Genomic DNA, 26380 nt, shown 5'->3' with positions numbered 1-26380 from the left:
TCCGTGACGGGACAGCGGGTGTGGGGGAGACTGTAGGGGTAAGTATTTCCAGATGGAAGGGTTTTCTCGGCGTGCGGGACCGTTACCCGCAGTGGTGGCGGGGGTGGGAAGCGATTCAGGGCAGGACGGCGAAGCCCGGGCCCTCGGCCCGGGCCAGGTGCACCGTGCGCCGCCCGGCGCGCAGCAGCGGGGCGGCCGCCCGGGCCAGGCCGGCCGGCTCCAGGGCGCGGCGGGCGGCCAGCGTCGCCAGCAGGTGCAGGCCGTCGTACAGGCCCACCGCGTAGGCGTCCAGCACCGGCGCCCACGGGCCGCAGAGCGCCCGGTGGCGTTCGGCCAGCAGTTGGCGGGGCTCCTCGGCCAGGGTCGCGAACGAGGGCATCGCGGCGTACAGCGTGCCGGTGCCGTCGCCGCCCAGGGCCAGCAGGCCGTTCTCCTCCAGCGAGCCGGAGAGCCGGACCAGCCGGCGGTCCAGGCCGCTGCGGCGCAGCGCCCGGTTGAACAGCACCTGGTCGCGCCCGATCAGGCTGAGCAGCAGGGCGTCCGCGCGGGTCGCGCGCAGCTCGTCCAGCAGCGGTTCGACGGACCGCTCGACCGTGCCGAACGGGAGCCGGCGCTCCAGCACCACCCGGGCCCCGGCGCCGGCCGCCAGGCGGGCGGCCGCGCGGTGCACGCTGCGCGGCCAGATGTAGTCGTTGCCGACCAGCGCCCACCGGCGCAGACCGTGCAGCTCGGTCAACCGGGCGATCGCCGGGCCGAGTTGGGCCGCCGGGGCGATCCCGGTGCAGAGCACGCCGGGCCGCCGGGAGCCGCCCTCGTGCGGCGGGGTGAACACGTACGCGATCCGCTCGGCGGCCACCTCCTCCACCGCCCGGTGCACGTCGCTGGTGTGGCAGCCGGCCAGGGCGTCCAGCGCCCCCGCCGCGAGCAGCCGGCGCACCTCGGCGGCCACCGGCTGCGGCGCGCCGCCGCCGTCCACCAGCACCAGCTCCAGCGGGCGGCCGAGCACCCCGCCGCGGGCGTTCACCTCGTGCGCGGCCAGCAGCGCGCCGTCCAGCGCGGACGGGCCGGTCAGCCCGAGCGTCCCGGACTGCGGCACGACGAGGCCGACCCGGAACGCGCCGCCCTCCCGTCCGAGGTGCAGCGCGTCGAGCGGGTCGACCAGCCTGGCGTCCAGCGTCACTCCGTCCTCACCAGTGCGAGTATGGTCGTGACCCCCGCCGCCGGGAAACCCGGGCGGGTCACGGCAAGGGGAACGGAACGGGAGGCCGGATGTCCGCCGACGCCACCACGCGGGGCGCCGCTGCGCGGGAGGCCGCCACGCCGGGCGCCGCTGCGAGGGAGGCCGCCACGCCGGGCGCGGCTCCGGCTCCGCTGCTGGTCGAACTCGTCGCGCTCGCCCACCGCCGGCTCACCGGCGGCCTGGCCGCCGCCCTCGCCGAGGAGGACTGCACCGTCGACCAGTGGCGGGTGCTGCGCGCCCTCGCCGACGAACAGGGCCACGCCATGGGCGAGTTGGCGCAGTCGCTGCTCATCCCGCAGGCCAGCCTGAGCCGCCTGGTCGACGCCCTCGCCGACGCCGGCCTGGTCTACCGCCGGCAGGGCGACCAGGACCGCCGCCGGATCACCGCCCACCTCTCCCGCCGGGGCCGCACCCGCCTCACCCGCCTCGACGCCCTCGCCGCCGCCCACGACGCCGCCGTCCGCGCCGCCTGCGCCCTCGCGGCCGCCGAGGACGGGGCGCTGGCCAGGCTCGCCGCGCTCTGACGCTGCCTCATCGGGCAGACCCGGTGCCGGTTTTGGGCGGCGGCGCCCGTTGTGTCCGCCGCCTGTAGCGCGGTTGTGACGGCCGGGGGACACGGGTGTGGATCACGGGGCGATAGAACTCTGCCTGCACGTACTCCACCCACCGCCCCCACGCCACCGAGGTAGACCCGCCATGCGCACCATCACCCGCCTGACCGCCACCGCCGCCGTCGCGCTGCTCGCCGGGCTGACCCTCACCGCCTGCGACGACGACGGGGCCGCCACCGGCACCGCGGCCTCCTCCTCCGCCGCCGCCTCCGCCCCCGCCGCCGCGCCGACCACCAGCGCCACCGGCGCGGGCAAGGGCGGCGCCACGGGCAGCGCGTCCGCGCAGGCCGCCGGGAGCGCCAAGTGCACCGCCAAGGACGTCAAGCTGACCGTGACCGGCCCCAACGACCGGGCCACCCAGCAGTCGTCCGCGCTGGCCGAGCTGCGGGCGCAGAACACCTCCGGCAAGGCGTGCACGCTGACCGGCTTCCCGGGCGTCCGGCTCGCCGACGACCAGGGCAAGTCCGCCCCGCTGGACGCCGTCCGGCAGAAGGAGACGGCCGCGGGCACCGTCACGCTGTCGCCCGGCAAGTCCGCCGTCGCCCAACTGCTCTACAGCAACGTCAACTTCGAGGGCAGCGCCTCCGGCCGGCTGGTCTGCCCGGTCACCGGCACCAAGGTCGCGGTGATCCTGCCCGACACCACCGAGCAGGTGCAGGTCCCGGTCAGCGGCGGCGTCGACAACGGCACCCTGAACGTCTGCACCGACTTCACCGTCCGCCCGTTCGAGGCCGTGGCCTGACCGTGGACCCGCGTCGGGTGGTCCTGCTCGACCTCGACGACACCCTGCTCCCGGACCTCCCGGACCTCCCGGACCTCCCGGACCTCCCGGACCTCCCGGACCTCCCGGACCTCCCGGACCTCCCGGACCTCCCGGACCTCCCGGACCTCCCGGACCTCCCGGCCGCCCGGCCGCCCGGGAGGCCGTCGCCCGCACGCACTGGCGGGCGGGGCCGCACCACCCCCGGCTGCGCGACCTCGGCGTCAGCTCCTGGGAGGCCCTCTGGGCCGACCTCACCCACCCCGACCTGCCGGACGCCGCCGCCTGGGGCCTGCGCTACCGGGCGGCGGTCTGGGGCGGACTGCCGGGCGCCGGGGGAGTGGACGCGGCCGCCGCGGACCGACTGTTCGGCGCCCACCGGCGCGCGCTGGTCCGCCCGCTGGTCCGCCCGCTGCCCGGCGCGTCCGTCCTGCCGGCCCGCGTCACCGCCGGACACCACGCCTGGCTGATCACCAACGGCGCCCCCGGCTCCAGTGTCTCAAGCTCCGACTGAGCGGCCTGGAGGGCCACTTCGCCCGGGTGTTCGTCTCCGGCGAGATCCGCCACGCCACACCGCACCCCGCCTTCTTCGCGGCCGTCGAGCGCGCGCTCGGCCCCGACCGCACCGTCTGCTGCGTCATCGGCGACAGCCGCACCGCCGACCTGGCCCCCGCCGCCGCCCGCAGCTGGCCCGCCGTCCACGTCTGTGGCCCCGACACCCCCTGCCCGCCGGGCGACCCGGCCGGCCCGGCCGCCCCCGTCCGCCACGCGCCGGGCCCCGGCGCGGTGCTGCTGCCCTGCGCGCACTCCTGACCGGCGGGCGGTGCCGCCGTGCCGGGGTGGGCAGACGGACCAGCCCGCCGTACCCGCCCTGTTCGACCGCCGGATGCGCCGGGAGGTGCTGCCCGACAGCCCCACCGCCCGGGTCGAGCGGGACGGGGCCGTGGTGCGGCAGGTCGGTGAGCCGCACGACTGGAACGGGGTGCTCCCGTCCGGCCTGGGCGCGGACGGCGCCGGGCGGACGAGGCGATCGCCGGGCAGGCCCGGTACTTCGCCGCCCGCGGACTGCCCTGCGCGTGGAAGGCGTACGCGCCCGACCGGCCCGCGGACCTCGGGCGGCGGCTGCGCGCGGCCGGGTGCACGGCGCTCCCAACTCGCCACCTGGGCCCTCAGCCCGCTCGCCGCCCTCTGGTCCTGGACGGTCCTGCGCCCGCTGCGCTGGTACGCCGCCCTCACCTGCCCGCGCACCGGCTGGGGCACCCGCCAGCACGGCCCCGAAGTCGAACTCGCCCCGGCCGGCGGCCGCTGAGCCCCCGCCCCCGCCCGCGCCCCCGGCCGTCGCGGGCCCGGCGGCGCGGCCGCGTTCGAAGGGCGTCGGCGCCAACCCCTACGATGAGCGCCATGACGACAGCCGGGCCGGGCGGCCAACTGATCGACGGCCGCTTCGAGTTGCTCGCGCGGCTGGGCGGCGGCGGGATGGGACTGGTCTGGAAGGCCAGGGACACCATGCTGCAGCGCGAGGTCGCGCTCAAGGAGGTCCGCCCGCCCGACCCGGCGATGCTCGCCGCCGACCCCGCCGCCGCGCACGAACTGCGCGAACGCGTCCTGCGCGAGGCCCAGGCCCTCGCCCGGCTCCAGCACCCCAACGTGGTCACCATCCACCACATCGTCGACAACGCCGAACTCGCCCACCCCTGGCTGGTGATGGAACTCGTCACCGGAGGCTCCCTGCACGACCGGATCACCCGCGGCCCGCTCGCCCCGCAGGAGGCCGCCCGGATCGGCCGCGGCCTGCTCGCCGCGCTCACCGCCGCCCACGCCGCCGGCATCCAGCACCGCGACGTCAAACCCGGCAACGTCCTGCTGCGCGCCGACGGCACCCCCGTCCTCACCGACTTCGGCATCGCCGCGCTCAGCGAGTCCACCAGCCTCACCGCCACCGGGGCGCTGATCGGCTCGCCCGAGTACATCGCCCCCGAACGCATCCGCGGCCACGAGGGCGACCCCGCCTCCGACCTGTGGTCCCTCGGCATGACCCTGTACGTCGCCGTCGAGGGCCACCACCCGCTGCGCCGCGCCACCAGCATCGCCACCCTCGCCGCCATCCTCGACCAGCCGCTGCCGCCCCCCGCCCGCTCCGGCCCGCTCGGCCCCACCCTCAGCGCGCTGCTCGACCGCGACCCCGCCCGGCGGCCCGACGCCGTCCGCCTCGACCGGCTCCTCGCCGCCGCCGAACAGGGCATCGACGGGACTCTCGGCGGCAGCCCCGCGTTCTCCCCGACCGAGACCAACGGCACCGTCCCGTACAGCCCGACCCAGACGCACGGGGCGCACGGGGCGCACGGGACGCACGGCGGGGGCGGCGGGTACGCGCCGACCGAGCAGGTCCGGCCGGGCCCGGCGCCGGCGCCGGAGTCGCGGCGGCGGAGCGGGGCCGTGCTGACGGCGGTGGTCGCGGCGGTGGCGGCGCTCGGGCTGCTCGGGTGGGCGTTCGGGCCGAAGCTGTTCGAGGAGCAGAAGAAGGGCGGGACGTCGGCCGCCGGGGCCTCCGCCCCCGCCACCGCCGGGACGGCCGCCGGGACGGCCACCGGGGCCGCGCCGCCCGCCACCCCGTCCGGCGCCGTGCCGTCCGCGACACCGCCCAAGGGCGGCTCCGGCTCCGGCTCCGGCGCGCCCGCCGCCGGCACCGACCTGCTCACTCCGGACGGCGCCCGCGCCCTGGTCGAGTCGATCCGGACGAGCACCGGCAGCTCCACGATCATCGACATGACGGTCCGCTCCGACAACGCGCACGCCAGGGTGGTCCGCAAGGACAACCCGGCGCGCTACGACATGGTCGACTACCGGGCGGGCAAGATCACCGTCAGCAACGGCAGCACCGTCGACAGCATCAGCGCCAAGAAGCTCGTCGACCTCGGCAAGATCGACTGGAACCAGCTCCCGACCGTCACGGCCACCGCGAAGAGCCGGCTCGACGTCCCGCAGCCCAAGGACCGCTACCTGCTGGTCGACTACGGCTGGTTCGCGGACGAGATCACCATCCGCTACTACCTCTCCGACGACCAGGGCAGCGGCGGCGGCTACCTCACGGCGGGCGCCACCGGGAAGGTGCTCAAGGTCGTCAAGTCGACCGACTGACCCGGGCGGCGGCCAGCCGCCCGAGCGCGGTGCCGGGGTCGGGATGCCGCAGGTCCAGTACCAGCCGCATGGCGCTGACGGTCTCCTCCAGGAGGACGGCGGCGTGCTGCGGGCGCCCCGCGGCGGTGTGGGCGTGCCCGAGCGCGCTGCGGGCGACGAGGGTGTGCGGGTGCTCGGGGCCCAGGACCCGGGTGCTCAGGATGACGGCCTGCCGGTAGCGCTCGACGTCGGCCAGCGGCGCGACCGCCGGGGCTGCGGCCGGCAGCCGGAGCAGTGCGGGGTCGGGGAAGGCGTGGAGCGGCCCGGGGCCGGGTTCCACCGGGTCCATCCGGACGTCCTCGGCCCGGACCGGACGGGTGGTGGCGCCGTGCCGGACGGCGAGGCCGCTCCCGCACCCGGCCCGCACCACGTGCGCGCAGCTGACGACCAGCCCGGGGCGGCCAGGAAGCCGCTGCCCAGGAACCGGCCGTCGGCGCTCCCCTCCCACCGGTCACCGCATCCTTGACCGGGCCTCAGGGCAGCCGGACGGAAGGGGAGTCGACGGCGGAACGGCCCCGCCCCCCCGGAGCCGGGGAGACGGGGCCGCGGGCCGGGGTCGGCCGTCCGGGGTCAGCGGGCCGGAGCCGGGGCGGGGGTCAGCCGGTGGCGGCCTTGGCGACGAACTCGGTGGTGTAGGTCTTGGCGAGGTCGATGCTCGCCTCCTTGCCCTGGACGTCCGGGTGGAAGGCGGCCAGGACGGCGAGGACGGTCTTCGGGCCGTCGGCGGGCATCACGCCGTCGGTGGTGAACATCGGCAGGGTGGCCTTGATCGCGGCCGCGTACTCGGCGCTGCCGCCCTGCGCGTAGTCGGCGGGCATCTGGGCGGCGATCTCCTCCGGGGTGTGGGTGTTCATCCACTTGAGGGTCTTCACGAAGGCGTCGGCGAGCTTCTGGACGGTCTCCTTGTGGCCGTCCACCCACGCGGTGTTCATGTAGAGCGAGGAGGACGGGTAGAGCCCGCCGAGCGCGGCCTTCGAGCCCTCCGGGGTGCGCATGTCGTACAGCACGGTGCCGAGCTGCTTGGACAGGATGTTCGCGACCGTCGGGTCGGTGGTCATGCCGGCGTCGATCGAGCCCTGCTGGAGCGCGGCGATGAAGGTCTGGCCCGCGCCGACCGCGATCGGGCTGAACTCGCTGACGTTGACGCCGTTCTTGACCGCCAGGTACTTGGTCAGGAAGTCGGTGGAGGAACCGATGCTGGTCACGCCCAGCTTGCGGCCCTTGAAGTCGGCACCCGACTTGATCGCGTCGGCCTGCTTGGCGGAGACCACCTCCACCTCGCCCGGGGCCTGCGAGAACTGGACGACCGACTCGACGCTCTTGCCCTTGGCCTGGAGGTCGATGGTGTGGTCGTAGAAGCCGACCGCGCCCTGCACGTCGCCGGCCAGCAGCGCGGTGGTGGCGTTGACGCCGGCCGGCTCGCTGAGCAGCTCGACGTTGACCCCGGCGTCGGCGAAGAAGCCGAGCTGCTGGGTCAGCATCGCGGGCAGGTAGATGACCTTGTCCAGGCCGCCGACCATGATCTTGACGGTCGGCCCGTCGACCTTCTTCCCGGCCGGCGCGGCCCCGTTGTGCGAGGTGGCGGCGTCGTTGGCACAGGCGGCCAGCGGCAGCAGGAGGACGGCGGCGAGGGCGGCGGCAGCGGTTCTGCGCATGGTGGGGGAGCCTCTCAGGGGTGAACGGGTGGGGGAGGGGTCAGCGGCCGTCGCCGGCGTCGGCCGGCTTCCAGCGGAACAGGCGCTTCTCGGCGAAGGTCAGCAGGCCCTCGGTGAACAGCGCGACCACGGCCAGGATGGTCATCGCGGCGTACACGCCCGCCGCGTTGAAGGTGCCCTGCGCGGCCGCGACCATCAGGCCCAGGCCCTTGGTGGCGCCGATGTACTCGCCGACGATCGCGCCGATCAGCGCGAAGCCGAAGCTGACGTGCAGGCTGGTGAAGATCCAGGTGGTGGCGGCCGGGATGACCACCTGCAGGGTGACCTTCCGGTTGCTCGCGCCCAGGATCCGGGCGTTGGCGACCAGGTTGCGGTCCACCTCGCGGGCGCCCTGGAAGGCGTTGAAGAACACCGGGAAGAACACCAGCACCACGGCCGAGGCCACCTTCGAGGCCGGGCCCAGGCCGAACCAGATCAGGAAGATCGGGGCCAGCACGATCCGCGGGATCGCGTTCAGCACCTTGATGTACGGGCCGAACACGTCCGCCAGGAACCGGATCCGGCCCAGCGCGATGCCCAGCAGCACGCCGCCGACCACGCCGATCACCCAGCCGGTCAGCGCCTCGTACAGGGTGTAGCCGACCTGCTCGCCCAGCGAGCCCTGGGCGGTGCCGTGGGTGACCCACTGCCAGATCTGCGCCCAGATCTTCGAGGGCTGGGAGAAGTTGAACGGGTCGATCAGCTCGGTGCGGGCGGCCACCTCCCACAGGCCGAGGAAGCCGGCCAGCACGGCGGCCCGGGCCCCGTACACGCCCAGCCTCCGGTTGCGGGCGGCCCGTTCGCGGACCTCGGTGCGGGTCGCGGCGGCGGGGGCGGCGGGGGCGACAGCGGTCTCAAGCGGCACGACCCGCTCCTCTCTCACGGGTGATCCGGACCTCTTCGCCGAGCGAGGCCCAGATCTCTCGGTACAGCTCGACGAAGCGCGGCTCCAGCCGGACCGCCTCCACGGTGCGCGGGCGCGGCAGGTCGACGGTGAAGACCTCCTTGACGGTGGCCGGGCCGGCCGTCATCACCACCACCCGGTCGGCCAGCGCGATCGCCTCGTCCAGGTCGTGCGTCACGAAGACCACCGAGGAGCCGGTGCCCGCCCACAGGTCGAGCAGCTGGTCCGACATCAGCGCCCGGGTCTGCACGTCCAGCGCCGAGAACGGCTCGTCCATCAGCAGGATCCGCGGGTCGTTGACGAAGGTCTGCGCCAGCGCCACCCGCTTGCGCATGCCGCCGGACAGCTGGTGCGGGTAACGGTCCTCGAACGCCGACAGGCCCACCCGGGACAGCCAGTCGCGGGCCTTCTCCCGGGCCTGGTCGGCCGGGACGCCGCGGAACCTCGGCCCCGCCATCACGTTCGACAGCACCGTCCGCCACGGGAACACCGCGTCCTGCTGGAACACGAAGCCGACGTGCTCGTTGATGCCGGACACCGGCTCCCCGTACACCCGCACCTCGCCCTCGGTGGGCTCCTCCAGCCCGCTGACCAGCGTCAGCGTCGTCGACTTGCCGCACCCCGTCGGGCCGACCACGGCCACGAACTCGCCCGGCGCGACCGTCAGGTCGAGCTCCCGGACGGCGGTGTGCAAGGCGCCGGACGGCGTCCGGAAGCGTTTGGTCGCCCCGGTCAACTCGATCGCCGGGACGGCCCCGGCCTGCTGCGGGTCCACGTGAACCACCTACCTCCCCGGCCGGCTCCCTCGCCGGCCAGCTGTGCTGTGGACCGGGACGCTACGAGGGGCGGCCGGGGCGGCGGGAGCCTTGCGGGCGTAACGCGGCTTTGCCGCGTTGAGGGCTGTTGTGCTCGTTTTGCTTCCGTTACAACAACCGGAGGCGGAACACCGGGGTGAGCTGACAGAAACATCACGGAAACGTAAGGTGGCCCCTCACCCCCGATCCCCCCGCCCCGCACCCCCTCGCCCCGCACCCCTCGTACCGGGCCTGACCAGGAAGGACACCGCGATGCGACGACTGCGTTGGCCGCGCCGGGTCTTCGCCCAGCTGCTGCTCAGCCAGGCCGTGGTGACCGTCGGCGTCACCGCCGTCACCGCCGGCCTGTTCCTCGCGCCGGTCAGCGCCGAACTCGACCGCGACGCCATGCAGCGCGCCCTGTCCATCGCCCAGGTCACCGCCGCCGACCCGGCCGTCGCCCGGGCCGCCGCCGACCGCGACGCCGCCACCGCGCAGGACACCGCCGAACGGATCCGGCGCGCCAGCCGAGCCGAGTTCGTCGTCATCACCGACGACCGCGGCATCCGGCTCTCGCACACCGACCCGGCCCGGATCGGCCTGCGCGTCTCCACCGACCCCGAACCCGCGCTGCGCGGCGAGAGCGTCACCGCCATCCAGGACGGCACCCTCGGCCGCACCGCCCGCGGCAAGGTCCCGCTCCGGCTGCCCGACGGCCGGATCGTCGGCGAGGTCTCGGTCGGCCTCAGCGACGACTCCATCCGCGGCCGGCTGGTCTCGATGGCCGGCGGCATCCTGCTCTGCGCCGGCGCCGGACTCGTCGTCGGCCTCGCCGCCACCCTCGTCCTCGCCCGCCGGCTCAAGCGCCGCACCCACAACATCGCCGTCGCCGACATCGCCGCCCTGCTGATCGAACGCGAGGCCATGCTGCACGGCATCCGCGAGGGCATGCTCGCCCTCGACCCGGCCGGCCGGATCCGGCTCGCCAACGACGAGGCGCTGCGCCTGCTCGCCCTCCCGGACGACTGCGCCGGCCGCACCGTCGACGACCTGCTGCCGCCCGGCCGGCTCGCCGACGTCCTCACCGGCCGGGTCGAGGGCGCCGACCTGCCCGCCGTCCGGGACGACCGCGTCCTGGTCGTCAACCGGATGGCCACCGCCGACGGCGGCGCCGTCACCACCCTCCGCGACCGCACCGAACTGGAATCCCTCGTCCGCGAGCTCGACCACACCCGCGGCCTCACCGAAGCCCTCCGCGCCCAGGACCACGAACACGCCAACCGGATGCACACCCTGCTCGGCCTGCTCGAACTCGGCCGCCACGACCAGGCCGCCGCCTTCATCTCCGAACAGTCCGGCACCCAGGCCGCCCGCGCCGCCCGGATCGGCCGCCACGTCCAGGACCCGCACACCGCCGCCCTGCTCGCCGGAAAGGCCGCCGTCGCCGACGAACGCGGCATCCGGCTCACCGTCACCCCCGACAGCCACCTCCCCGACGCCCTGCACGACCCCCGCGCCCTGCTCACCGTCCTCGGCAACCTCGTCGACAACGCGATGGACGCCGCCCCCGGCGGAACCGTCGAGGTCCGGCTGCGCGCGGTCGGATCCACCCTGCTCGTCGAGGTCGCCGACAGCGGCCCCGGCATCCCCGCCGACCTGCGCGAACGCGTCTTCGAAGAGGGCTGGACCAGCAAGGACGCCCCCGCCCACCGCCCCCGCGGCCTCGGCCTCGCGCTGGTCCGCCGGCTCGCCGAACGCACCGGCGGCCGACTCGCCGTCGGCACCGGACCGCTCGGCGGCGCCCGCTTCACCGTCGAACTCCCCGAAGCCCTGCGCGCCGCCGGAACCGAACCCGTACTGGAGAACGCATGATCGACGTCCTCGTGGTCGACGACGACTTCCGGGTCGCCGACGTGCACGCCGCCTACGTCGCGAAGGTCCCCGGCTTCCGGGTCACCGGCACCGCGCACAGCGCCGCCCAAGCGCTCGCCACGCTCGAACGCGCCCCCGTCGACCTCGTCCTGCTCGACCACCACCTGCCCGACGAGACCGGACTCGCCCTGGTCCGGCGACTGCGCGACGCCGGGATCCGCTGCGACGTCATGATGGTCACCGCCGCCCGCGACGTCTCCACCGTGCACGCCGCCATGCAGCACGGCGCCCTCCAGTACCTCGTCAAACCCTTCAGCTTCGCCGGCCTGCGCGACAAACTCACCGCCTACGCCGACCTCCGCCACGCCCTCGCCGGACCGGCCGCCCGCGAGACCTCCCAGGACGAGGTCGACCGGATGTTCGCCGCCCTGCGCACCGGCACCCCCACCACCGCCCCCCTCCCCAAAGGCCACAGCGCCCCCACCACCGACCTCGTCCTCGACGCACTGCGCCGAGCCGGCACCCCCCTCTCCGCCCAGGAAGTCGCCGACGCCACCGGCCTCTCCCGCTCCACCGCCCAGCGCTACCTCAAACAACTCGCCCGAGACCACCGCCTGCGCCTCTCGCTCCGCTACGGCGACACCGGCCGCCCCGAACACCGCTACCTGCTGGCCGCCGCCGGCCGGTGACGTGCCAGCGGCCGGCGGCGGCAGCGATGACCACCGTGGACCGCCCGCAACCGCAGCAGCCGGCCCGCCGGTGCGCCGACGCACCGGGTGACGTCGTGCCGGTTCCCGCCGGTCAGCGCGACGGCGAGCGGGGTGCCGTGGCGGTCGACGATCAGATGCTGCTTGCTGCCCGGCCTGCCCCGGTCGACCGGCGGAGGTCCGGTGTGCGCCTCCTTTGAGGGCCCTGACGTGCGAGCCGTCGACCGCCGCGTCGTCCGTCTCCGGCAGGCCCGCCGCCCTCGGCTCGGCGAGCAGGACCTCGTGCGGGCGCCGCCAGGCGGAAGCAGCGGAGCCACCCGCTCCCGCAGGTCGTCAGGCACAAGATCACCCGACACGTGCAGCACTCTGTGGTCCCGCCACCTCGACTGCCAGGCCCCTGAGTCGAACTCATTTGGAAATGATCCGTCATGAAGCCGTTGTCCTTCCGATGGCGATGGGTGCGTTCCCGCTGTTCAGGCGTAGTGTCGGCGCCTTGATGGGAGAGGCGGGGTGTCGTGTCGCCTCTTCGGCGGAGGTGCCGGATGCCGTCGGTGACGGGGCTACCGGACGGTTGGATTCGACACCCACGAGCTGTGCGGGAGACCCCACTGCGATGCCCCGCCGAGTCGGCGGATTGGAACTCACGATCGCCAAGGTCGGTAGGGCAACGGCTAGTCAGCGGGGAGGATGGCCAGGCTGGCGGTTCCGTTGACCTCGGAGAGACCGGTCGTGGCGCAGGCGGTCGGGTTCAGCTGGGGAATGACGACGGTCTTGGTGACCGTGCTGCCCAGGCCGAGGCCGGAGGTGATCGCGCCCACGGCGGTGACCGTGGTCGTGCCGTCGGCCGCGTGCACCGCGGTGCTGCTGACGTAGGTGGCGGTGCTGCTCTGACCGGTGTTCCAGCTGTACGTCTCCGTCATCGTGCTGGTCGGAGGGGTCACCGCGAGGAGACAGCTCAGGGTCTGCACGACGGTGCGGTCCAGGTAACCGCTGCTCACCGCGGTGAGCAGCGAGGTGCAGCTGAAGTTGGTGGTGCGGTGGGCGGTGGTGTCCTGCTCGGTGTTGGTGATGGGCGGGTCGTAGGTGGCGTGCGTCGAGCCGAGGCAGGTGATGTCCACTCCGGCCGTCTGTGAGGCCCGGGCCGCGGCGGGGGCGAGCAGCGGCACGGCGAGGCCGAGCAGGGTCGCGGAGACGGCCGTCGCGAGGGCGCGCAGATGCTTCACGGTGGTTCCTTTCACGGGTGGACACGCCGGGGACCGTCCCCGTCGGTCAAGGGTGTGTGTCGAAGTGGAGGCCGGGTCTGCCGGCCTCCACCACGCATACGTTCCTGTCTGATCGAAAGGGCGCACGGTGCTGGGGCTGCGGGCGGTCCGGCTACGGGGCAGCGGCGTGGCGGGGGGTCAGAGCTCGGTGAAGGTCCAGGTGGCGGTGCCGGTGGTCTGGGTGAGCCCGGGCGAGGAGAAGCAGGCCGTGACGTTGGTGTTGGGTTCGACGTCGGTGTTGTTGAGGTTGGCGCCCGCGTAGCGGCCGGTGGTGATCGTGCCGTCGTAGGTTCCGACGAGTTGGCCGGCGCTGTTGGTGGCGACGGTGGAGTGCCATGCCCACACGGAGGTGCTGCCGTCGTTCCAGGTGAGGGTCTCGGTACCGGAACCGGACTGGATCGGCGAAATGCAGGAGGCGGTGTAGGTACCGGAGAAGGAGGCGGAGAACGACGTCAGGCCGGTGATCCGGCCGACGCCGGTGCAGCCGCTTCCCGTGTCGGTGCCGTAGGTGTCCACGGTCTGCGAGAAGGTCCGCAGGCCGGGGTTGTAGTTCGTGGTGTCGCTGCCGGTGCACACCACGGACACGGTCGTCAGCGCGCGGGTGGAGGCGCCGTAGGCACTGGGAGCAGCCGCGGTGGCGAGGGCCAGGGCGGCGGCGGGCAACAGGGCCAGGAGGTTCTTGCGCACGGTTGCTTCCTTCTTCCTCGGATGATGGCGCTGCACCGGTTCCGGGGCAGCGGACAGGGGCTGCGGTGGTGCGGGCGGAGGGAGCGGGTGGGGGCGCGAGCATGCCCCGGAGCTGAAAACGCGAACGCAGCCTTGGTGCCGGCGCGGCGCGCGACGCGCGGATCCTCGAGCGGGAGTGGGGCCCGGGGTGGTGTTGCCCCAGACGGGTTGGGTCAGGTTGAGAGGCCGGGGCCGTGGCGGCCCTGTGCGCCGGCAGGTCCGCCCGGGACCGGCCGCTGAGGCCCGTGGTGCACGAAGGCCCCAGGTCGCACCGGTCCCGGCGGGATCGGCATGTCGTCCGGAGTCGATCGATTCTCGCGGACGCCCTCCCCCACCGGGCACTGCCCGCAAGCACCAACATGTCAAATCTGATGAGCTGTCAAGGAGGCGACGGCGGGGCCCCGCCCGGCTGTGGGCCGCGGACATGATCTATGTGCGAACCCGGGAAGCCGTACTGCAGTCCGCCTGAACACACGATCACGGACTCCACGAAACCCGGGGCAGATCAGTTTCGGCATCACCGTCTCGTCCCTCGGCCCCGTCCCGCTGGTGAACTCCGGCAGGGCGGGGCCTACTCGTCTTCGGGAGGCCCTGCGTAGGTGCCCCGGCTCGGGACGGTGTGGACCGGGCCGCCGTCCCGAAGAACACCGATTGCCGACCGAATCGGGTTCCGGGCGACGCCGAACCGCTCGGACGAATCCATCGCCGACTCGGCCGCCAAGATGGCTGCCACGCCCCGGCCGGCCGAACCCGCCGCGGTCGGCTCAGGTCGGCTCAGGTCGGCTCAGGTCGGCTCAGGCCGGCTCAGGCCGGGGTGGCGGGTTCGGTGGGGGCGGCGGTGCCGGAGGGGAGGCGTGGCAGCAGGCAGAGCCCGAGGGCCAGCCAGGTGGCCGCCAGCAGCCAGCCGCCGAGGACGTCCAGTGGCCAGTGCACGCCGAGGAAGACCCGGGTGAAGCCGATCACGGCGGTGAACAGGGCCGCGACCGCCGCTGCCGTCCGGGTCGCGGTCGGCCGGGCCAGGGCCACCGCCACGGCCAGCAGGCCCGCGGACAGTGCCGCGGTGAAGGCGTGGCCGGACGGGAAGGACAGGCCGTTGGCCTCGAACGCCCAGTAGCCGACCGGGGGCCGGGGCCGGGCGAAGGCCCGCATCAGTCCCTGCCGGAGCAGTTGTCCCGCCAGCAGCCAGACCAGCGGGGCCAGCAGCACCACGGCCACCCGCCGGGCCGTCCCCGGCCGGCGGGCCCGGACCGACAGCGCGCCGGCCGCCAGGGCCAGCAGGTACGGGAAGACGTCGGTGCCCAGCGCGGTCACGGCCAGCGCCGTCGACCGGGCCCAGCCCGGGCGGTGCGCCGCCCCCCAGCGGACCGCCGCCGCCTCGAAGCCGAACGGCGCCCACCCGTGCACGGCCACCGCCGCGGCGAGCAGCGCGAAGGCCCCGCCGCAGGCCGAAGCCAGTACGGCGGGGCGACGCGGCAGGGTGGTGCTCACTCGGCCCCGGTCCGGCGGCGCGAGCGCAGCAGTTCCAGGCCCAGCGGCAGCAGCGACACCACGACCACCAGCGCCACGATCGGCAGCAGGTAGTGGTCGACGTTCGGGATCGACGACCCCAGCGCGTACCCGGCCAGCACCAGCCCCACCGTCCACACCAGGCCGCCCGCGACCTGCCACACCGTGAACGTCCGGACGTCCACCCCCAGCGCGCCCGCCAGCGGGTTCAGCACCGTCCGCACCACCGGGACGAAGCGCGCCAGGACCACCGCCTTCGCGTGCCCGTACCGGTTCAGGATCCCCTCGGCCCGCACCGCGCCCTCGTGCAGGTGCCTGCTGCGGGAGCGGGCCAGCAGCGCCGGGCCGCCGCGCTTCCCGATCAGGTAGCCGACCTGCGCCCCCGCCAGCGCGCCCACCACGGCGGCGGCCAGCACCTGGCCCAGGTTCAGGTGCGGACCGCTGTGCGCGCCCGTGGTGCACAGCAGGCCCGCCGTGAACAGCAGCGAGTCGCCCGGCAGGAAGAACCCGACCAGCAGACCGGTCTCCGCGAACATCACCACCGCGATGCCCAGAGCGCCGAACGAGGCCAGCAGCGACCCCGCGTCCAGCGGGTTCACCGCCAGCAGAGTGGAGGAGAGCATCGGCGGAGCGCCTTTCCGGACCGGGGCACCGCGCCGGGCGGCACCCTCACCACCCAGCATGGCCCAGCGGCGCTGAACGGTTCCTGAAGACCTGAAGGGAACTTCAGGCCGACCGCCGCTCCACCCGGACCAGCCACAGCACCGCGCCCGCGATCAGCACCGCCAGCACCAGGCTCACCGGCCCCGTCCCCAGCGCCAGCCCGCCGCGGGCCCGGCTCACCCCCGCCCAGTCCGCGAAGCACGCCCCCAGCGGCCGGGTCAGCACGTACGCCCACCAGAACGCCAGGACCTGCGGCAGCCGCAGCAGCCGGTGCCCCAGCGCCGGGACGGCGATCAGGCCCGCGAACAGCAGCCCCGACGGCAGGTAGCCCCAGCCCAGGGTCGCCGCCGTCAGGTCGCCCACCGCCGTGCCCAGCGCGAACGTCGCCAGCACCGCCGACCAGTAGAAGACCTCGCGCCGCCCGCCCGTGACCGCCTCCACCGCCAGCGTGCCCTCGGTGCGCCGCCACAGCGCGAACACCCCCGCCAGCACCAGCGCGAACACCCCCGCCGACACCGCGTACGGGACACCCGCGGCCACGTGCGCCACGTCCGCCGCCATCGTGCCGAACACGCTCACCATCACCACCGCCGCCCAGTACACCGCCGGCCGGTACCGCCCCGCCCGGGCCTGTGCGAACAGCGCCGCCGCCAGCAGCACCGCCGCCCCGCCCACCGCCGGGACCGGGCCCAGGGTGTGCGCCAGGAAGTCGGACGTCGTCTCGCCCATGCCGGTGGTCAGCACCTTCACCGCCCAGAACACGGCGGTCACCTCCGGCACCTTGCTCGCGACGCCGGTGCCGGCGGCGCGGCGACGGCGGGGGACGGGGGGTGTGCCGACGGCGGTGCTGCTCATGGCGGTCCTTCCGGAACGGGGAGGGGAGGGGAGGGAGGAGCGGCGGAGGGCATGGCGGGGGCCGGCCCGACGTGGTGCGGCGGTCGGGCCGGTGGGGAAGGGGGAGCCGCAGGAAGCCCGGAGGCGTCAGTCGAGGACGGTGTTGCCGGTCGGCGTGCCGGTCGTGCCGTCGAGCGTGACCAGGTGCCGCACGCCGTCCGGGCCGATCACCACGGCCCGCCAGGCCCGGCCGCCGTCGGTCGCGGTGGCCGTCTCCAGCGATTCGACCCGCCCGTTCGGCACGGTCGCCGCGGCCTTCGCCAGCGCCTCGGCGGCGTCCAGCGCGGGCAGCGGCGCCGGGGCGGTGCGGGTGCGCCCGCCGCTCTTGCCCTGCTTGGCGTTCCCGCCGTTCTGCCGGGTGTGCCGGTCGTGCTCCTCGGAACGGCCGTCGCGGCCGCCCCGGCCGTGCGTCCGGCCGCCGTGCTCCTCGTCGCGGGCGTCGGCCCGGCCGGCGTGCCCGCCGTGCCCGCCGTGGCCGTCGTGCTCGGCGAGCGCGGCCGCCCCGCCGCCGACCAGCAGCGCCGCGACCACCACTCCGCCGCCCCAGCGCGCCGCCCGTCCGCGCAGCCACGGCGGTATCGCCCGTCCCGACCGCTCCGGCTCCCGCTCGTCCACGGTTCCCACTCCCCGTTCCCCTCCGAGTCCGGGCGCACGGCCCGGACGGTGTTCCGCCCAGCATGGCGTGGGCGCGCTGAAGGGTAGCTGAAGACGCCGGCGGCCGGTCGCCGCACCGACCTGCCACCCTGGGGGCATGCGCGTACTGGTGGTGGAGGACGAACAGCGGCTCGCCCTGGCGATCAAGCACGGACTGGAGGCCGAGGGCTTCACGGTCGACACCGTGCACGACGGGCTGTCCGGGCTGGCCCGGGCCACCGACCACTCGTACGACGTGGTCATCCTCGACATCATGCTGCCCGGCCTCAACGGCTACCGGGTCTGCGCCCGGCTCCGGGCGGCCGGCAGCGACGCCGGGATCCTGATGCTGACCGCCAAGGACGGCGAGTGGGACGAGGCCGAGGCGCTGGACACCGGAGCCGACGACTACCTCTCCAAGCCGTTCTCGTTCGTCGTCCTGGTCGCCCGGCTGAAGGCGCTCGCCCGCCGGATCGGCTCCCGCGCCCCGCGCCGCGCCGTCCTCGGCGACCTGGTGGTCGACTCCGCCGCCCGCACCTGCAGCCGGGCGGGCCGGCCGATCGCGCTCACCCCGCGCGAGTTCGCCGTCCTCGACCACCTGGCCCGGCGGGCCGGCGAGGCCGTCTCCAAGCGGGAGATCCTCGAACAGGTCTGGGACGCCGCCGCCGACAGCGACCCCAACACCGTCGAGGTGCACATCAGCGCGCTGCGCCGCAAGATCGACACCCCGTTCGGGCGCAGCGCCCTGCAGACCGTGCGCGGCGCGGGCTACCGGCTGGAGCCCGACGGTGGCTGAGCACCCCGCCGCGCCCGGGGCCCGGCCCGGTGCGCCCAGGGCCCGGCTGCGCGTCCGCAAGGCCCGGTTCGTCCCCCGCTCGGTCCGGGCCCGCACCACCATCGCGGCCTGCGCCGCCGTCGCCGCCGTGCTGCTGGTCGCCTCCGCCGCCGTCCTGCTGCTGCTCCGCGTCAACCTGGAGCGCACCGTCCAGGACGGCGCCCGCGAACAGGCCCTCGCGGTCGCCGGACTGGCCGGCGACGGACACCTGCCCGGACAGCTGCCGCTCGGCCACGGCACCGACTTCATCCAGGTCACCGACGCCACCGGCCGGGTCGTCGCCGCCAGCCAGAACCTGGCCGGCCGCCCCGCCCTCACCCCCACCGGCACCCGGGACGGCCACGCCACCTACGACCTCGGCCTGCTCGGCGACGAACACCACCAGCGGGTCACCACCGTCACCGCCGACACCCCCACCGGACCGGTCACCATCCGGGTCGGCGCCTCGCTGCACACCGCCGACACCGCCGAGGACCTCACCACCGCCGCGCTCGCCGCGCTCAGCGCCGTCCTGGTCGCCACCGTCGGCGCCGTCACCTGGCGGGCCACCGGACGCGCGCTGCGGCCCGTCGAGGCGATCCGCTCCGAGGTCGCCGGGATCGGCGACCGCGACCTCGACCGGCGGGTCCCCGAACCCGGCAGCCGCGACGAGATCGCCCGGCTCGCCCACACCATGAACGCCATGCTCGACCGGCTCGAAGCCGCCGGCGTCCGCCAGCGCCGCTTCATCGCCGACGCCTCCCACGAACTGCGCAGCCCGCTCGCCGTGCTGCGCACCCAGCTGGAGGTCGCGCACACCCACCCCGACCCGGCCGTCCGCGCCCAGATGGTCGACGGCGCGCTCCAGGACACCGACCGGCTGCAGTCGCTCGCCGCCGACCTGCTGCTGCTCGCCCGACTCGACGCGGCCGGCCACGACGGCCCCCGCGAGACCCTCGACCTGGCCGAACTCGCCCGCACCGCCGTCGCCGACCGCCCCCGGGTCGAACTCCGGGCCCAGGACGGCGCCCTGGTGCTCGGCGACCGCCTGCGGCTCGGCCGACTGCTCACCAACCTGCTCGACAACGCCCAGCGGCACGCCCGCACCCGGATCACCGTCGAGGTCGCCGCCGACCCCGCCACCGGCACCGTCCGGCTGGACGTCGCCAACGACGGCCCCGCCATCGCCCCCGCCGACCGCGAGAAGGTCTTCGAACGCTTCACCCGTCTCGACGACGCCCGCAGCCGCGACCACGGCGGCACCGGCCTCGGCCTCCCGATCGCCCGCGACATCGCCACCCTGTACGGCGGCACCCTGGTCGTCGCCGACGGCCCCGGCACGGTCTTCCGCACCGTCCTGCCGGCCGCCGGATCCTGAACTCCCTCGCTAAGCGGGCGGGTTGGGGCGGGTCAGGCCCAGGTCGTAGGCGAGGATGACGGCCTGGACGCGGTCGCGGGCGCCGATCTTGGCGAGCACCCGGCCGACGTGGGTCTTCACGGTGGACTCGGACAGCACCAGGCGGGCGGCGATCTCGCCGTTGGTCCAGCCCCGGGCGACGGCCAGCAGGATCTCGCGCTCGCGCCCGGTCAGGGCGGCCAGCCGGGGATCGTCGTCGACCGGCCCGGGCGGCCGGGCCGGCAGGTGGTGGGCGTACGCGTCGAGCAGCCGGCGGGTGATCGCGGGCGCCACCACGGCGTCGCCGCCGGCCACCGCGCGGACACCGGCCAGCAGCTCCTCGGGGTGGGCGTCCTTGAGCAGGAAGCCGCTGGCCCCGGCGCGCAGCGCGGCGTGCGCGTACTCGTCGAGGTCGAAGGTGGTCAGCACCAGGACGCGCGAGCGGCCGCCGGTGGCGACGATCAGCCGGGTCGCCTCGATGCCGTCCATGCCGGGCATCCGGATGTCCATCAGCACCACGTCCGGCCGCAGCTCGGCCGCCAGCCGGACCGCCTCCGCGCCGTGCCCGGCCTCCCCGGCGACCGAGGTGTCGGGCTGGCTCTCCAGCAGCATCCGGAAGCCGAAGCGCTGCAGCGGCTGGTCGTCCACGATCAGGACGCTGGTCACGGCTGGCCTCCGGCCGGATCGAGGGCGTACGGGGCGGGGGCGTACGGGGCGTGCGGCGCCGGCGGGTGCGGCGCGGGGGTGGCCGGGGTGACGTTCAGGTCGGCGCGGACCGACCAGCCGCCGCCCGGGGCCGGGCCCGCCGAGACGGTGCCACCGTACAGCGCGGCCCGCTCCCGCATGCCGGTCAGGCCCTGGCCCTCGTCCGGCGGCGTGTCGGGAGGTGAGCCGGGCGCCGGGACGGGCGCGGGCCCGGTGGCGGGCGGGCCGTCGTCGTCGATCCGGACCAGGAGCCGGGGGCCGGCCAGCGAGACGGAGACCCGGCAGCGGGTGCGCGGGCCCGCGTGCTTGAGGGTGTTGGTCAGCGCCTCCTGGACGATCCGGTAGACCACCAGCTGCACGCCCCGGTCCAGCGCCGCCAGGTCGCCCTCGGTGCGGTGGACGACCTCCGGGCCGGCCGCCCGGATCCGTCCGCACAGCTCGGCCAGGTCGGCGACGCCCGGCTGCGGGGCCAGCCCGGGGCCGTCGCCGTGCTCGCGCAGCACGCCCAGCATCCGGCGCAGCTCGCCGAGCGCCTGCCGGCCCGCGTCGCCGATCAGGGCCAGCGCCTCCTGCCCGCGCTCCGGGGCGGAGCGGGCCGCGTACGCGCCGCCGTCCGCCAGCGTGATGATCACCGACAGGTTGTGGCCGACGATGTCGTGCATCTCGCGCGCCACCCGGGCGCGTTCGCCGGCCGCCGCCAGCCGGCTGCGCTGGTCGCGCTCGACCTCCAGCCGGGCGGCCCGTTCGCGCAGGCCGGCCAGCTGGGCGCGGCGCACCCGCACCGCGATGCCCAGCGCGACGGCGGCGGTCACCGCGGCGGCCAGGAAGAACAGCACGTCCCAGACCGACACCGCCGCGGACAGCCGGACCGCGACCAGGCCGATGCCCAGCGCGGTCACCGCGCAGGCCCAGGCGAGGTCGCGCAGCCGCCCGTGCAGGGCCAGCGCGTACAGCGCCAGCAGCAGCGCCGCGTCCGCCCGCAGGGCCGCGCCCAGCGACCACTGCGCCAGGAACACCGCCGTCACCGCCGCGAACGCCGCCGCCGGCCGGCGGCGGCGCCACAGCAGCGGCAGCAGCAGCGCCGCCTGGAACGCCAGCACGGCGGCCGGCGGCAGGTGGGTGAAGACGATCCGGCGCCCGCGCGGGCCGTCGCCGTCGCCGTCGTGCACCAGGTCGGGCACGCAGAACGCCAGGAAGGACACCGCCACCACGGCGCCGTCCAGCAGCCACGGGTGCCGGGCCGCCCAGCCGCGCAGGCGCTGGCCGCTCCGGGCCAGCCGGTCCAGCAGCGGATGGCCCGGGAGGGCGGGGAAGGGGGCGGCGGCGAAAGGCGCGGCGGCGGGTCCGGCGGAGCGGGGGGCCGGGTCGGGCATGGGCGGGTCCCAGGGGGAGGTCGGACGGCGTGCGCCGCGGTTCCGCGCGACGCACGCCAGTGTGTCAGGCGTCCTGCCGCCGCAGCCGGACGGCCGCGCCCGCGAGGGCCGCCACCGTCCACAGCGCGAAGACGGCCAGGCCGGCGCCGGGGGAGAGGGTCGTGCTGTCGTGGTGCAGGGCGAACATCGCCTCGCCCGCGTTGCTCGGCAGGTACGGGCTGATGTGGCTGTGCCACGAGTCGGGCAGCAGCGAGACCAGGCCGGGCACCAGCATCAGCGAGGCGACCAGTACCGAGATGCCGCCCGCGATCGAGCGCAGCAGCACGCCCAGCGCCACCCCGATCACCCCGACCAGGCCCAGGTACAGCCCGGCGCCGAACAGGCCGCGCACCACCCCGGCGTCCGCGAGGGTCAGCGCCGCCCGGGTGCCGGACAGGATCCCGCTGCCGCACAGGAACGCCACGAACACGCCCGCCGTGGCCAGGACCAGCGCCACCACCCCGTACACCAGGGCCTTCGCCCACAGCACCGGCAGCCGGCGCGGCACCGCGGCCAGCGTGGAGCGGATCATGCCGGTCGAGTACTCGCCCGCGGCGATCAGCACGCCCAGCACGCCGAGCGCCAGCTGCGCGAAGTTGGTGCCGAACAGCGAGAGGGTCAGCGCGTTCGCGTCGGCGAAGTCCCGGTCCAGGTGCCGGCCGGAGGTCAGCCGGGACTTGAACTGGAACGCCGCGATCAGGCCGAACGCGATCAGGAAGAGCAGCCCGAGGCCGAGGGTGATCCAGGTCGAGCGCAGCGACCACGCCTTCGCCCACTCCGAGCGCAGCACCCGGACGGCGGTGACCCGGTACGGCGGGCGGGCGGGGCGGGCGGCGGCGGTGGCGGCCGGTTCGGTGGCGGTGGTGGTGCTCACGCGGCGCTCCTCGAAGCCTCGGCGGGGCTGGTGACGGTGGTGGTGGCGGGGGTGGTGGTGGAGCCGTGGTACTCCACGGCGTCCCGGGTCAGGTCCATGAACGCCTGCTCCAGGGAGACCGTGCGGGTCGCCAACTCGTAGAGCGCGATGCCGTGTTCGGCCGCGACGGTGCCGATGTGGCGGGCCGTCAGGCCGGTCACCTCCAGCTCCTCCGCGCCGGCCAGGCCGGTGACCTCCACGCCCGGACCGGTCAGCAGCCCGCGCAGCCGCGCCGGGTCGGCCGAGGCCACCGTCACCCGGTCGCCGCCCGCCTGCCGGACCAGCTCCGCCACCGTGGTGTCGGCCAGCAGCCGGCCCCGGCCGACCACCACCAGGTGGTCGGCGACCAGCGCGACCTCGCTCATCAGGTGCGAGGAGACGAACACCGTCCGCCCCTCGGCCGCCAGCCCGGTCAGCAGGTTGCGGATCCACAGCACGCCCTCCGGATCGAGGCCGTTCACCGGCTCGTCCAGCATCACCGTCGCCGGGTCGCCCAGCAGCGCCGCCGCGATGCCCAGCCGCTGCCCCATGCCCAGCGAGAACGCCCCGGCCCGCTTCCGCGCCACCGACTCCAGGCCGGTCAGGCCGATCACCTCCTCGACCCGGGACCGCGGGATGCCGTGGGTGTGCGCCAGCGCCATCAGGTGGTTGAACGCCGAACGCCCCGGGTGGATCGACTTCGCCTCCAGCAGTGCCCCGACCTCCTGCAGCGGCGCCGCGTGCTCGGCGTAGCTGCGTCCGTTCACCCGCACCGAACCGCCGGTCGGCGCGTCCAGCCCGACGATCATCCGCATCGTGGTGGACTTCCCGGCGCCGTTCGGGCCGAGGAACCCGGTCACGCTGCCCGGCCTGACCGTGAAGTCCAGCCCGTCGACGGCGGTCTTCTCGCCGTAACGCTTCGTCAACTGCTGCGCCTCGATCATCGGCCCGCTCCCTGCCGCTCCCGGCCGGGACCGCCCCGGCCGCCTCACCGGCAACGCTAGGCGCCACCCGCCGCCGGACGGCGGCACCCCGGGACGATCATCCGGCGCCCGGTGGTACCGCGGTACCACCCCCTCCGGGCCCCGGCGCCGGCCGTTTCGGCCCGGGAGCCGAGGGCAGACGCGCCCGCATGGACCAGTCACAAGCGCCGGTGCTAGAGGCCCTCGCGGCCTTCCACGCCAACCCGCCGACCGTGTTCACCCCGCCCGGCCACAAGCAGGGGCGCGGCGCGGACCCGCGGGTGCTGGCCGTCCTCGGGGCGGAGGTGTTCCGCTCCGACGTGCTGGCCACCGGCGGGCTCGACGACCGCACCGGCTCGCACGGCGTCCTGCCGCACGCCCAGGCGCTGATGGCCGAAGCGGTCGGTGCCGAGCACACCTTCTTCTCCACCTGCGGCAGCTCCCTGTCGGTCAAGGCCGCGATGCTCGCCGTCGCCGGCCCGCACGAGGAACTGCTGGTCGGCCGGGACGCCCACAAGTCCGTGGTGGCCGGGCTGATCCTGGCCGGGATCAGCCCGATCTGGGTCGACCCCTGCTGGGACGCCGACCTGCACCTGGCCCACCCGCCGCGCGCCGAGGCGTTCCGGGTCGCGCTGGAACGCCACCCCGAGGCCAGGGGCGCCCTGGTCACCTCGCCCACCCCGTACGGCACCTGCGCCGACCTGGCGGGCATCGCCGAGGTCTGCCACGCTGCCGGGAAGCCCCTGATCGTGGACGAGGCCTGGGGCGCCCACCTGCCCTTCCACCCGGACCTGCCGCAGTGGGCGATGGACGCCGGGGCGGACGTGTGCGTCACCTCCGTCCACAAGATGGGCTCCGGCCTCGAACAGGGCTCGGTCTTCCACCTGCGCGGTGACCTGGTCGCCCCCGACGCCCTCAAGCAGCGCGAGGACCTGCTCGGCACCACCAGCCCCTCCGTCCTGGTGTACGCCGCGCTCGACGGCTGGCGCCGCCAGATGGTCCAGCACGGCCGCGACCTGTACGGGGCCGCGCTGGCCCTCGCCGCCGACACCCGCGAACGGATCGGGGCCCTCGACGGCCTGCGCGTCCACGGCCGGGACGACTTCTGCGGGCCCCGGCTCGCCGCCGACCTCGACCCGCTCCAGGTCGTCGTCGACGTCTCCGGCCTCGGCACCACCGGCTACCGGGCCGGCGACTGGCTGCGCTCGCACCACCGACTCACCCTGCACGTCTGCGACCACCGCCGGATCAGCGCCCAGCTCACCCACGCCGACGACCCCGCCACCGCCGACGCCCTGCTGCACGGCCTGCGCGGACTCGCCGCCGCCGCCGACACCCTCCGCCCGGCCGCCCGGGTGCGCGTCCCCGACCCCGCCGAGCTGCGGCTGCCGCAGGCGGCCCTGCCGCGCGACGCGTTCTTCGGCCCCACCGAGCAGGTGCCGCCGGCCCGGGCCGTCGGCCGGATCGCCGCCGAGATGCTCACCCCGTACCCGCCCGGCATCCCCGCCGTCCTCCCCGGCGAACGCCTGAACCACGCCGTCCTGGACTACCTGCGCACCGGACTGGACGCGGGCATGCTCGTCCCCGACAGCGCCGACCCCGACCTGGCGACCGTCAAGGTCGCCCGCGAGCCGTGAGCGCCGCCGCGCGCCGCCGCTTCGCCGACCCCGTCGGACCGACACCCCGGTCAAGGCGTTCGCGCCGCAGGCGCCGACCGCGTGGACCGGGACGAGAGGAGCCCCCATGCGCATCGGATACACCCTGATGACGGAGCAGCGCGGCCCGCGCGACCTGGTCGCCGACGCGGTGCGCGCCGAACGGGCCGGGTTCGACTTCGCGGTGATCTCCGACCACTACTTCCCCTGGCTGGACGAGCAGGGCCACGCCCCCTACGCCTGGGCGGTGCTCGGCGCGGTCGCCCAGGCCACCGACGCGCTGCCGCTGATGACGTACGTGACCTGCCCGACCGTCCGCTACCACCCGGCGGTGGTCGCGCAGAAGGCCGCCACCGTGCAGCTGCTCGCGCAGGGCCGGTTCCGGCTCGGGCTGGGCAGCGGGGAGAACCTCAACGAGCACGTGGTGGGCCGGGGTTGGCCGCCCGTCGCGGTGCGGCAGGAGATGCTGGCCGAGGCCGTGGAGATCATCCGGGCGCTGTTCGCCGGCAGGTACGTGACACATCACGGACGGCACTTCCGGGTCGACGGCGCCAAGCTGTGGGACCTGCCGGAGCAGCCGCCCCCGATCGGCGTCGCCGTCTCCGGGCCGGCCTCCTGCGCCACCGCCGGGCGGCTCGCCGACCTGGTGATCGCCGTCCAGCCCGAACGCGGCCTGCTCACCGCCTTCGCCGAGGCCGGCGGCGCCGGGAAACCCGCCGTCGGCCAGGCACCGGTCTGCTTCGACCGCGACCGGGACGCCGCCGTGGCCCGCGCGCACGCCCAGTTCCGCTGGTTCGGCGGCGGCTGGAAGGTCAACGCCGACCTCCCCGGCCCGGCGGGCTTTGCGGCGGCCAGCCGCTACGTCCGGCCCGAGGACGTGGCCGCGTCCGTCCCGTGCGGCGACCGGGTCCAGGACTTCCTCGCCGCCGTACGGCCCTACGCCGAGGCCGGGTTCGACGAACTCGCGCTGATCCAGGTCGGCGGCGACAGCCAGCCCGCGTTCCTCGACTGGGCCGAGCACGAACTGCTGCCCGCTCTGCGCGCCGCCTGACCCGGCAGCCGGCGCCGCCACCCTCCTCGGTCGTCCGGTCGCGTCGCGCC

27 protein-coding genes and 1 pseudogene are annotated in these 26380 nt (G+C 75.4%); 12 read left to right on the top strand and 16 right to left on the bottom strand.

Going from position 1 to position 26380, the window contains the following annotated elements:
• Positions 1-115: 115 nt before the first annotated feature.
• Positions 116-1180: an ABC transporter substrate-binding protein gene (locus tag KSE_RS02900; RefSeq protein ID WP_014133770.1), complete on the bottom strand. Its 1065-nt coding sequence runs from the start codon at positions 1178-1180 to the stop codon at positions 116-118.
• A gap of 89 nt (positions 1181-1269) precedes the next feature.
• Here KSE_RS02900 and KSE_RS45585 point away from each other — a divergent pair, with 89 nt between their 5' ends.
• The 6 genes from KSE_RS45585 to KSE_RS02875 all read left to right on the top strand — a co-directional run bounded on the left by KSE_RS45585 (position 1270) and on the right by KSE_RS02875 (position 5749).
• Entirely contained in the window at positions 1270-1764 is a 495-nt protein-coding gene (locus tag KSE_RS45585) for a MarR family winged helix-turn-helix transcriptional regulator (protein WP_014133769.1), read from the top strand.
• Positions 1765-1936: 172 nt separating this feature from the next.
• Complete coding sequence (locus KSE_RS02890; protein ID WP_014133768.1) at positions 1937-2593, top strand: DUF4232 domain-containing protein; 657 nt, start codon at positions 1937-1939, stop codon at positions 2591-2593.
• 358 nt (positions 2594-2951) lie between these two features.
• A complete protein-coding gene (locus KSE_RS44135) occupies positions 2952-3125 on the top strand; it encodes a hypothetical protein (protein WP_014133767.1) in 174 nt (57 codons plus the stop codon).
• Between the two features lie 26 nt (positions 3126-3151).
• Complete coding sequence (locus KSE_RS40830) at positions 3152-3424, top strand: HAD family hydrolase (protein ID WP_014133766.1); 273 nt, start codon at positions 3152-3154, stop codon at positions 3422-3424.
• 73 nt (positions 3425-3497) lie between these two features.
• The gene (locus tag KSE_RS40825) at positions 3498-3920 is read left to right on the top strand and encodes a hypothetical protein (RefSeq protein WP_051055091.1); all 423 of its coding nucleotides are present in this window, start codon (positions 3498-3500) and stop codon (positions 3918-3920) included.
• A 92-nt stretch (positions 3921-4012) separates the two neighbouring features.
• Positions 4013-5749, top strand: coding sequence for a serine/threonine-protein kinase (locus KSE_RS02875; RefSeq protein WP_014133764.1), 1737 nt, complete (start codon positions 4013-4015; stop codon positions 5747-5749).
• Here KSE_RS02875 and KSE_RS02870 read toward each other — a convergent pair.
• The 4 genes from KSE_RS02870 to KSE_RS02855 form a co-directional block, all read right to left on the bottom strand.
• Positions 5733-6236, bottom strand: coding sequence for a tetratricopeptide repeat protein (locus KSE_RS02870; RefSeq protein WP_014133763.1), 504 nt, complete (start codon positions 6234-6236; stop codon positions 5733-5735). The genes KSE_RS02875 and KSE_RS02870 overlap by 17 nt on opposite strands.
• A 148-nt stretch (positions 6237-6384) precedes the next feature.
• Complete coding sequence (locus KSE_RS02865) at positions 6385-7443, bottom strand: ABC transporter substrate-binding protein (protein ID WP_014133762.1); 1059 nt, start codon at positions 7441-7443, stop codon at positions 6385-6387.
• A 40-nt stretch (positions 7444-7483) separates the two neighbouring features.
• The gene (locus KSE_RS02860) at positions 7484-8347 is read right to left on the bottom strand and encodes an ABC transporter permease (RefSeq protein ID WP_014133761.1); all 864 of its coding nucleotides are present in this window, start codon (positions 8345-8347) and stop codon (positions 7484-7486) included.
• Entirely contained in the window at positions 8337-9161 is an 825-nt protein-coding gene (locus KSE_RS02855; protein WP_014133760.1) for an ABC transporter ATP-binding protein, read from the bottom strand. Before KSE_RS02855 ends, KSE_RS02860 begins: the two co-directional genes overlap by 11 nt.
• 292 nt (positions 9162-9453) lie before the next feature.
• Between KSE_RS02855 and KSE_RS02850 the strand changes: the two genes are divergently transcribed.
• Both KSE_RS02850 and KSE_RS02845 read left to right on the top strand, forming a co-directional pair.
• Positions 9454-11052 carry a sensor histidine kinase gene (locus tag KSE_RS02850; RefSeq protein WP_014133759.1) on the top strand — a complete coding sequence of 533 codons (1599 nt, stop codon included), beginning with the start codon at positions 9454-9456 and terminating at the stop codon, positions 11050-11052.
• Entirely contained in the window at positions 11049-11741 is a 693-nt protein-coding gene (locus KSE_RS02845; RefSeq protein ID WP_014133758.1) for a response regulator, read from the top strand. The genes KSE_RS02850 and KSE_RS02845 overlap by 4 nt, the downstream gene beginning before the upstream one ends.
• Positions 11742-11824: 83 nt before the next feature.
• Here KSE_RS02845 and KSE_RS46295 read toward each other — a convergent pair.
• The 7 genes and pseudogenes from KSE_RS46295 to KSE_RS02815 form a co-directional block, all read right to left on the bottom strand.
• A pseudogene (locus KSE_RS46295) lies at positions 11825-12089 on the bottom strand (transposase); the annotation flags it as partial.
• Between the two features lie 341 nt (positions 12090-12430).
• Positions 12431-12982, bottom strand: coding sequence for a hypothetical protein (locus tag KSE_RS02840; RefSeq protein WP_014133756.1), 552 nt, complete (start codon positions 12980-12982; stop codon positions 12431-12433).
• 177 nt (positions 12983-13159) lie between these two features.
• Positions 13160-13708 (bottom strand): hypothetical protein, encoded by a 549-nt coding sequence (locus KSE_RS02835; RefSeq protein WP_014133755.1) that lies wholly within the window; start codon positions 13706-13708, stop codon positions 13160-13162.
• Positions 13709-14551: 843 nt separating this feature from the next.
• Entirely contained in the window at positions 14552-15235 is a 684-nt protein-coding gene (locus tag KSE_RS02830) for a phosphatase PAP2 family protein (RefSeq protein ID WP_014133754.1), read from the bottom strand.
• Positions 15232-15876 carry a DedA family protein gene (locus KSE_RS02825; protein ID WP_014133753.1) on the bottom strand — a complete coding sequence of 215 codons (645 nt, stop codon included), beginning with the start codon at positions 15874-15876 and terminating at the stop codon, positions 15232-15234. The genes KSE_RS02830 and KSE_RS02825 overlap by 4 nt, the downstream gene beginning before the upstream one ends.
• A gap of 103 nt (positions 15877-15979) precedes the next feature.
• The gene (locus KSE_RS02820) at positions 15980-16771 is read right to left on the bottom strand and encodes a COG4705 family protein (RefSeq protein ID WP_014133752.1); all 792 of its coding nucleotides are present in this window, start codon (positions 16769-16771) and stop codon (positions 15980-15982) included.
• Between the two features lie 126 nt (positions 16772-16897).
• Positions 16898-17425: a hypothetical protein gene (locus KSE_RS02815; protein WP_033259960.1), complete on the bottom strand. Its 528-nt coding sequence runs from the start codon at positions 17423-17425 to the stop codon at positions 16898-16900.
• A gap of 136 nt (positions 17426-17561) precedes the next feature.
• Here KSE_RS02815 and KSE_RS02810 point away from each other — a divergent pair, with 136 nt between their 5' ends.
• Both KSE_RS02810 and KSE_RS02805 read left to right on the top strand, forming a co-directional pair.
• Entirely contained in the window at positions 17562-18239 is a 678-nt protein-coding gene (locus tag KSE_RS02810) for a response regulator transcription factor (protein ID WP_014133750.1), read from the top strand.
• A complete protein-coding gene (locus KSE_RS02805) occupies positions 18232-19635 on the top strand; it encodes a sensor histidine kinase (RefSeq protein WP_014133749.1) in 1404 nt (467 codons plus the stop codon). Before KSE_RS02810 ends, KSE_RS02805 begins: the two co-directional genes overlap by 8 nt.
• Positions 19636-19644: 9 nt before the next feature.
• On the opposite strand, the gene KSE_RS02800 is transcribed toward KSE_RS02805, so the two are convergent.
• From KSE_RS02800 to KSE_RS02785, 4 genes are all read right to left on the bottom strand, one after another.
• A complete protein-coding gene (locus KSE_RS02800) occupies positions 19645-20319 on the bottom strand; it encodes a response regulator (RefSeq protein WP_014133748.1) in 675 nt (224 codons plus the stop codon).
• On the bottom strand, positions 20316-21731 hold the full coding sequence (locus KSE_RS02795) for a sensor histidine kinase (RefSeq protein ID WP_014133747.1): 1416 nt from the start codon (positions 21729-21731) through the stop codon (positions 20316-20318). Before KSE_RS02795 ends, KSE_RS02800 begins: the two co-directional genes overlap by 4 nt.
• A gap of 64 nt (positions 21732-21795) precedes the next feature.
• Positions 21796-22644 (bottom strand): ABC-2 transporter permease, encoded by an 849-nt coding sequence (locus KSE_RS02790; RefSeq protein ID WP_014133746.1) that lies wholly within the window; start codon positions 22642-22644, stop codon positions 21796-21798.
• Positions 22641-23606, bottom strand: a complete 966-nt coding sequence (locus KSE_RS02785) for an ABC transporter ATP-binding protein (RefSeq protein ID WP_014133745.1) — start codon at positions 23604-23606, stop codon at positions 22641-22643. The genes KSE_RS02790 and KSE_RS02785 overlap by 4 nt, the downstream gene beginning before the upstream one ends.
• A 188-nt stretch (positions 23607-23794) precedes the next feature.
• On the opposite strand from KSE_RS02785, the gene KSE_RS02780 reads away from it, so the two are divergent.
• Both KSE_RS02780 and KSE_RS02775 read left to right on the top strand, forming a co-directional pair.
• On the top strand, positions 23795-25261 hold the full coding sequence (locus KSE_RS02780) for an aminotransferase class I/II-fold pyridoxal phosphate-dependent enzyme (protein WP_014133744.1): 1467 nt from the start codon (positions 23795-23797) through the stop codon (positions 25259-25261).
• Between the two features lie 106 nt (positions 25262-25367).
• A complete protein-coding gene (locus tag KSE_RS02775; protein WP_014133743.1) occupies positions 25368-26330 on the top strand; it encodes an LLM class F420-dependent oxidoreductase in 963 nt (320 codons plus the stop codon).
• Positions 26331-26380: the final 50 nt, after the last annotated feature.

Origin of the sequence: Kitasatospora setae KM-6054, assembly GCF_000269985.1 — a bacterium.
Lineage (GTDB): Bacteria > Actinomycetota > Actinomycetes > Streptomycetales > Streptomycetaceae > Kitasatospora > Kitasatospora setae.
The sequence above is the reverse complement of the archived record's forward strand: the minus strand, read 5'-3'. Positions and strand labels throughout refer to the sequence as shown.

Excerpts from the sequence above, each read along its gene's own strand:
- KSE_RS02820 (WP_014133752.1), bottom strand. The coding sequence starts at position 16,771 with ATGAGCAGCACCGCCGTCGGCACACCCCCCGTCCCCCGCCGTCGCCGC.
- KSE_RS02875 (WP_014133764.1), top strand. The coding sequence starts at position 4,013 with ATGACGACAGCCGGGCCGGGCGGCCAACTGATCGACGGCCGCTTCGAG.
- KSE_RS02890 (WP_014133768.1), top strand. The coding sequence starts at position 1,937 with ATGCGCACCATCACCCGCCTGACCGCCACCGCCGCCGTCGCGCTGCTC.
- KSE_RS02845 (WP_014133758.1), top strand. The coding sequence starts at position 11,049 with ATGATCGACGTCCTCGTGGTCGACGACGACTTCCGGGTCGCCGACGTG.
- KSE_RS02780 (WP_014133744.1), top strand. The coding sequence starts at position 23,795 with ATGGACCAGTCACAAGCGCCGGTGCTAGAGGCCCTCGCGGCCTTCCAC.
- KSE_RS02775 (WP_014133743.1), top strand. The coding sequence starts at position 25,368 with ATGCGCATCGGATACACCCTGATGACGGAGCAGCGCGGCCCGCGCGAC.
- KSE_RS02865 (WP_014133762.1), bottom strand. The coding sequence starts at position 7,443 with ATGCGCAGAACCGCTGCCGCCGCCCTCGCCGCCGTCCTCCTGCTGCCG.
- KSE_RS02825 (WP_014133753.1), bottom strand. The coding sequence starts at position 15,876 with ATGCTCTCCTCCACTCTGCTGGCGGTGAACCCGCTGGACGCGGGGTCG.
- KSE_RS40825 (WP_051055091.1), top strand. The coding sequence starts at position 3,498 with ATGCGCCGGGAGGTGCTGCCCGACAGCCCCACCGCCCGGGTCGAGCGG.
- KSE_RS02785 (WP_014133745.1), bottom strand. The coding sequence starts at position 23,606 with ATGATCGAGGCGCAGCAGTTGACGAAGCGTTACGGCGAGAAGACCGCC.
- KSE_RS02795 (WP_014133747.1), bottom strand. The coding sequence starts at position 21,731 with ATGCCCGACCCGGCCCCCCGCTCCGCCGGACCCGCCGCCGCGCCTTTC.
- KSE_RS02810 (WP_014133750.1), top strand. The coding sequence starts at position 17,562 with ATGCGCGTACTGGTGGTGGAGGACGAACAGCGGCTCGCCCTGGCGATC.
- KSE_RS02850 (WP_014133759.1), top strand. The coding sequence starts at position 9,454 with ATGCGACGACTGCGTTGGCCGCGCCGGGTCTTCGCCCAGCTGCTGCTC.
- KSE_RS45585 (WP_014133769.1), top strand. The coding sequence starts at position 1,270 with ATGTCCGCCGACGCCACCACGCGGGGCGCCGCTGCGCGGGAGGCCGCC.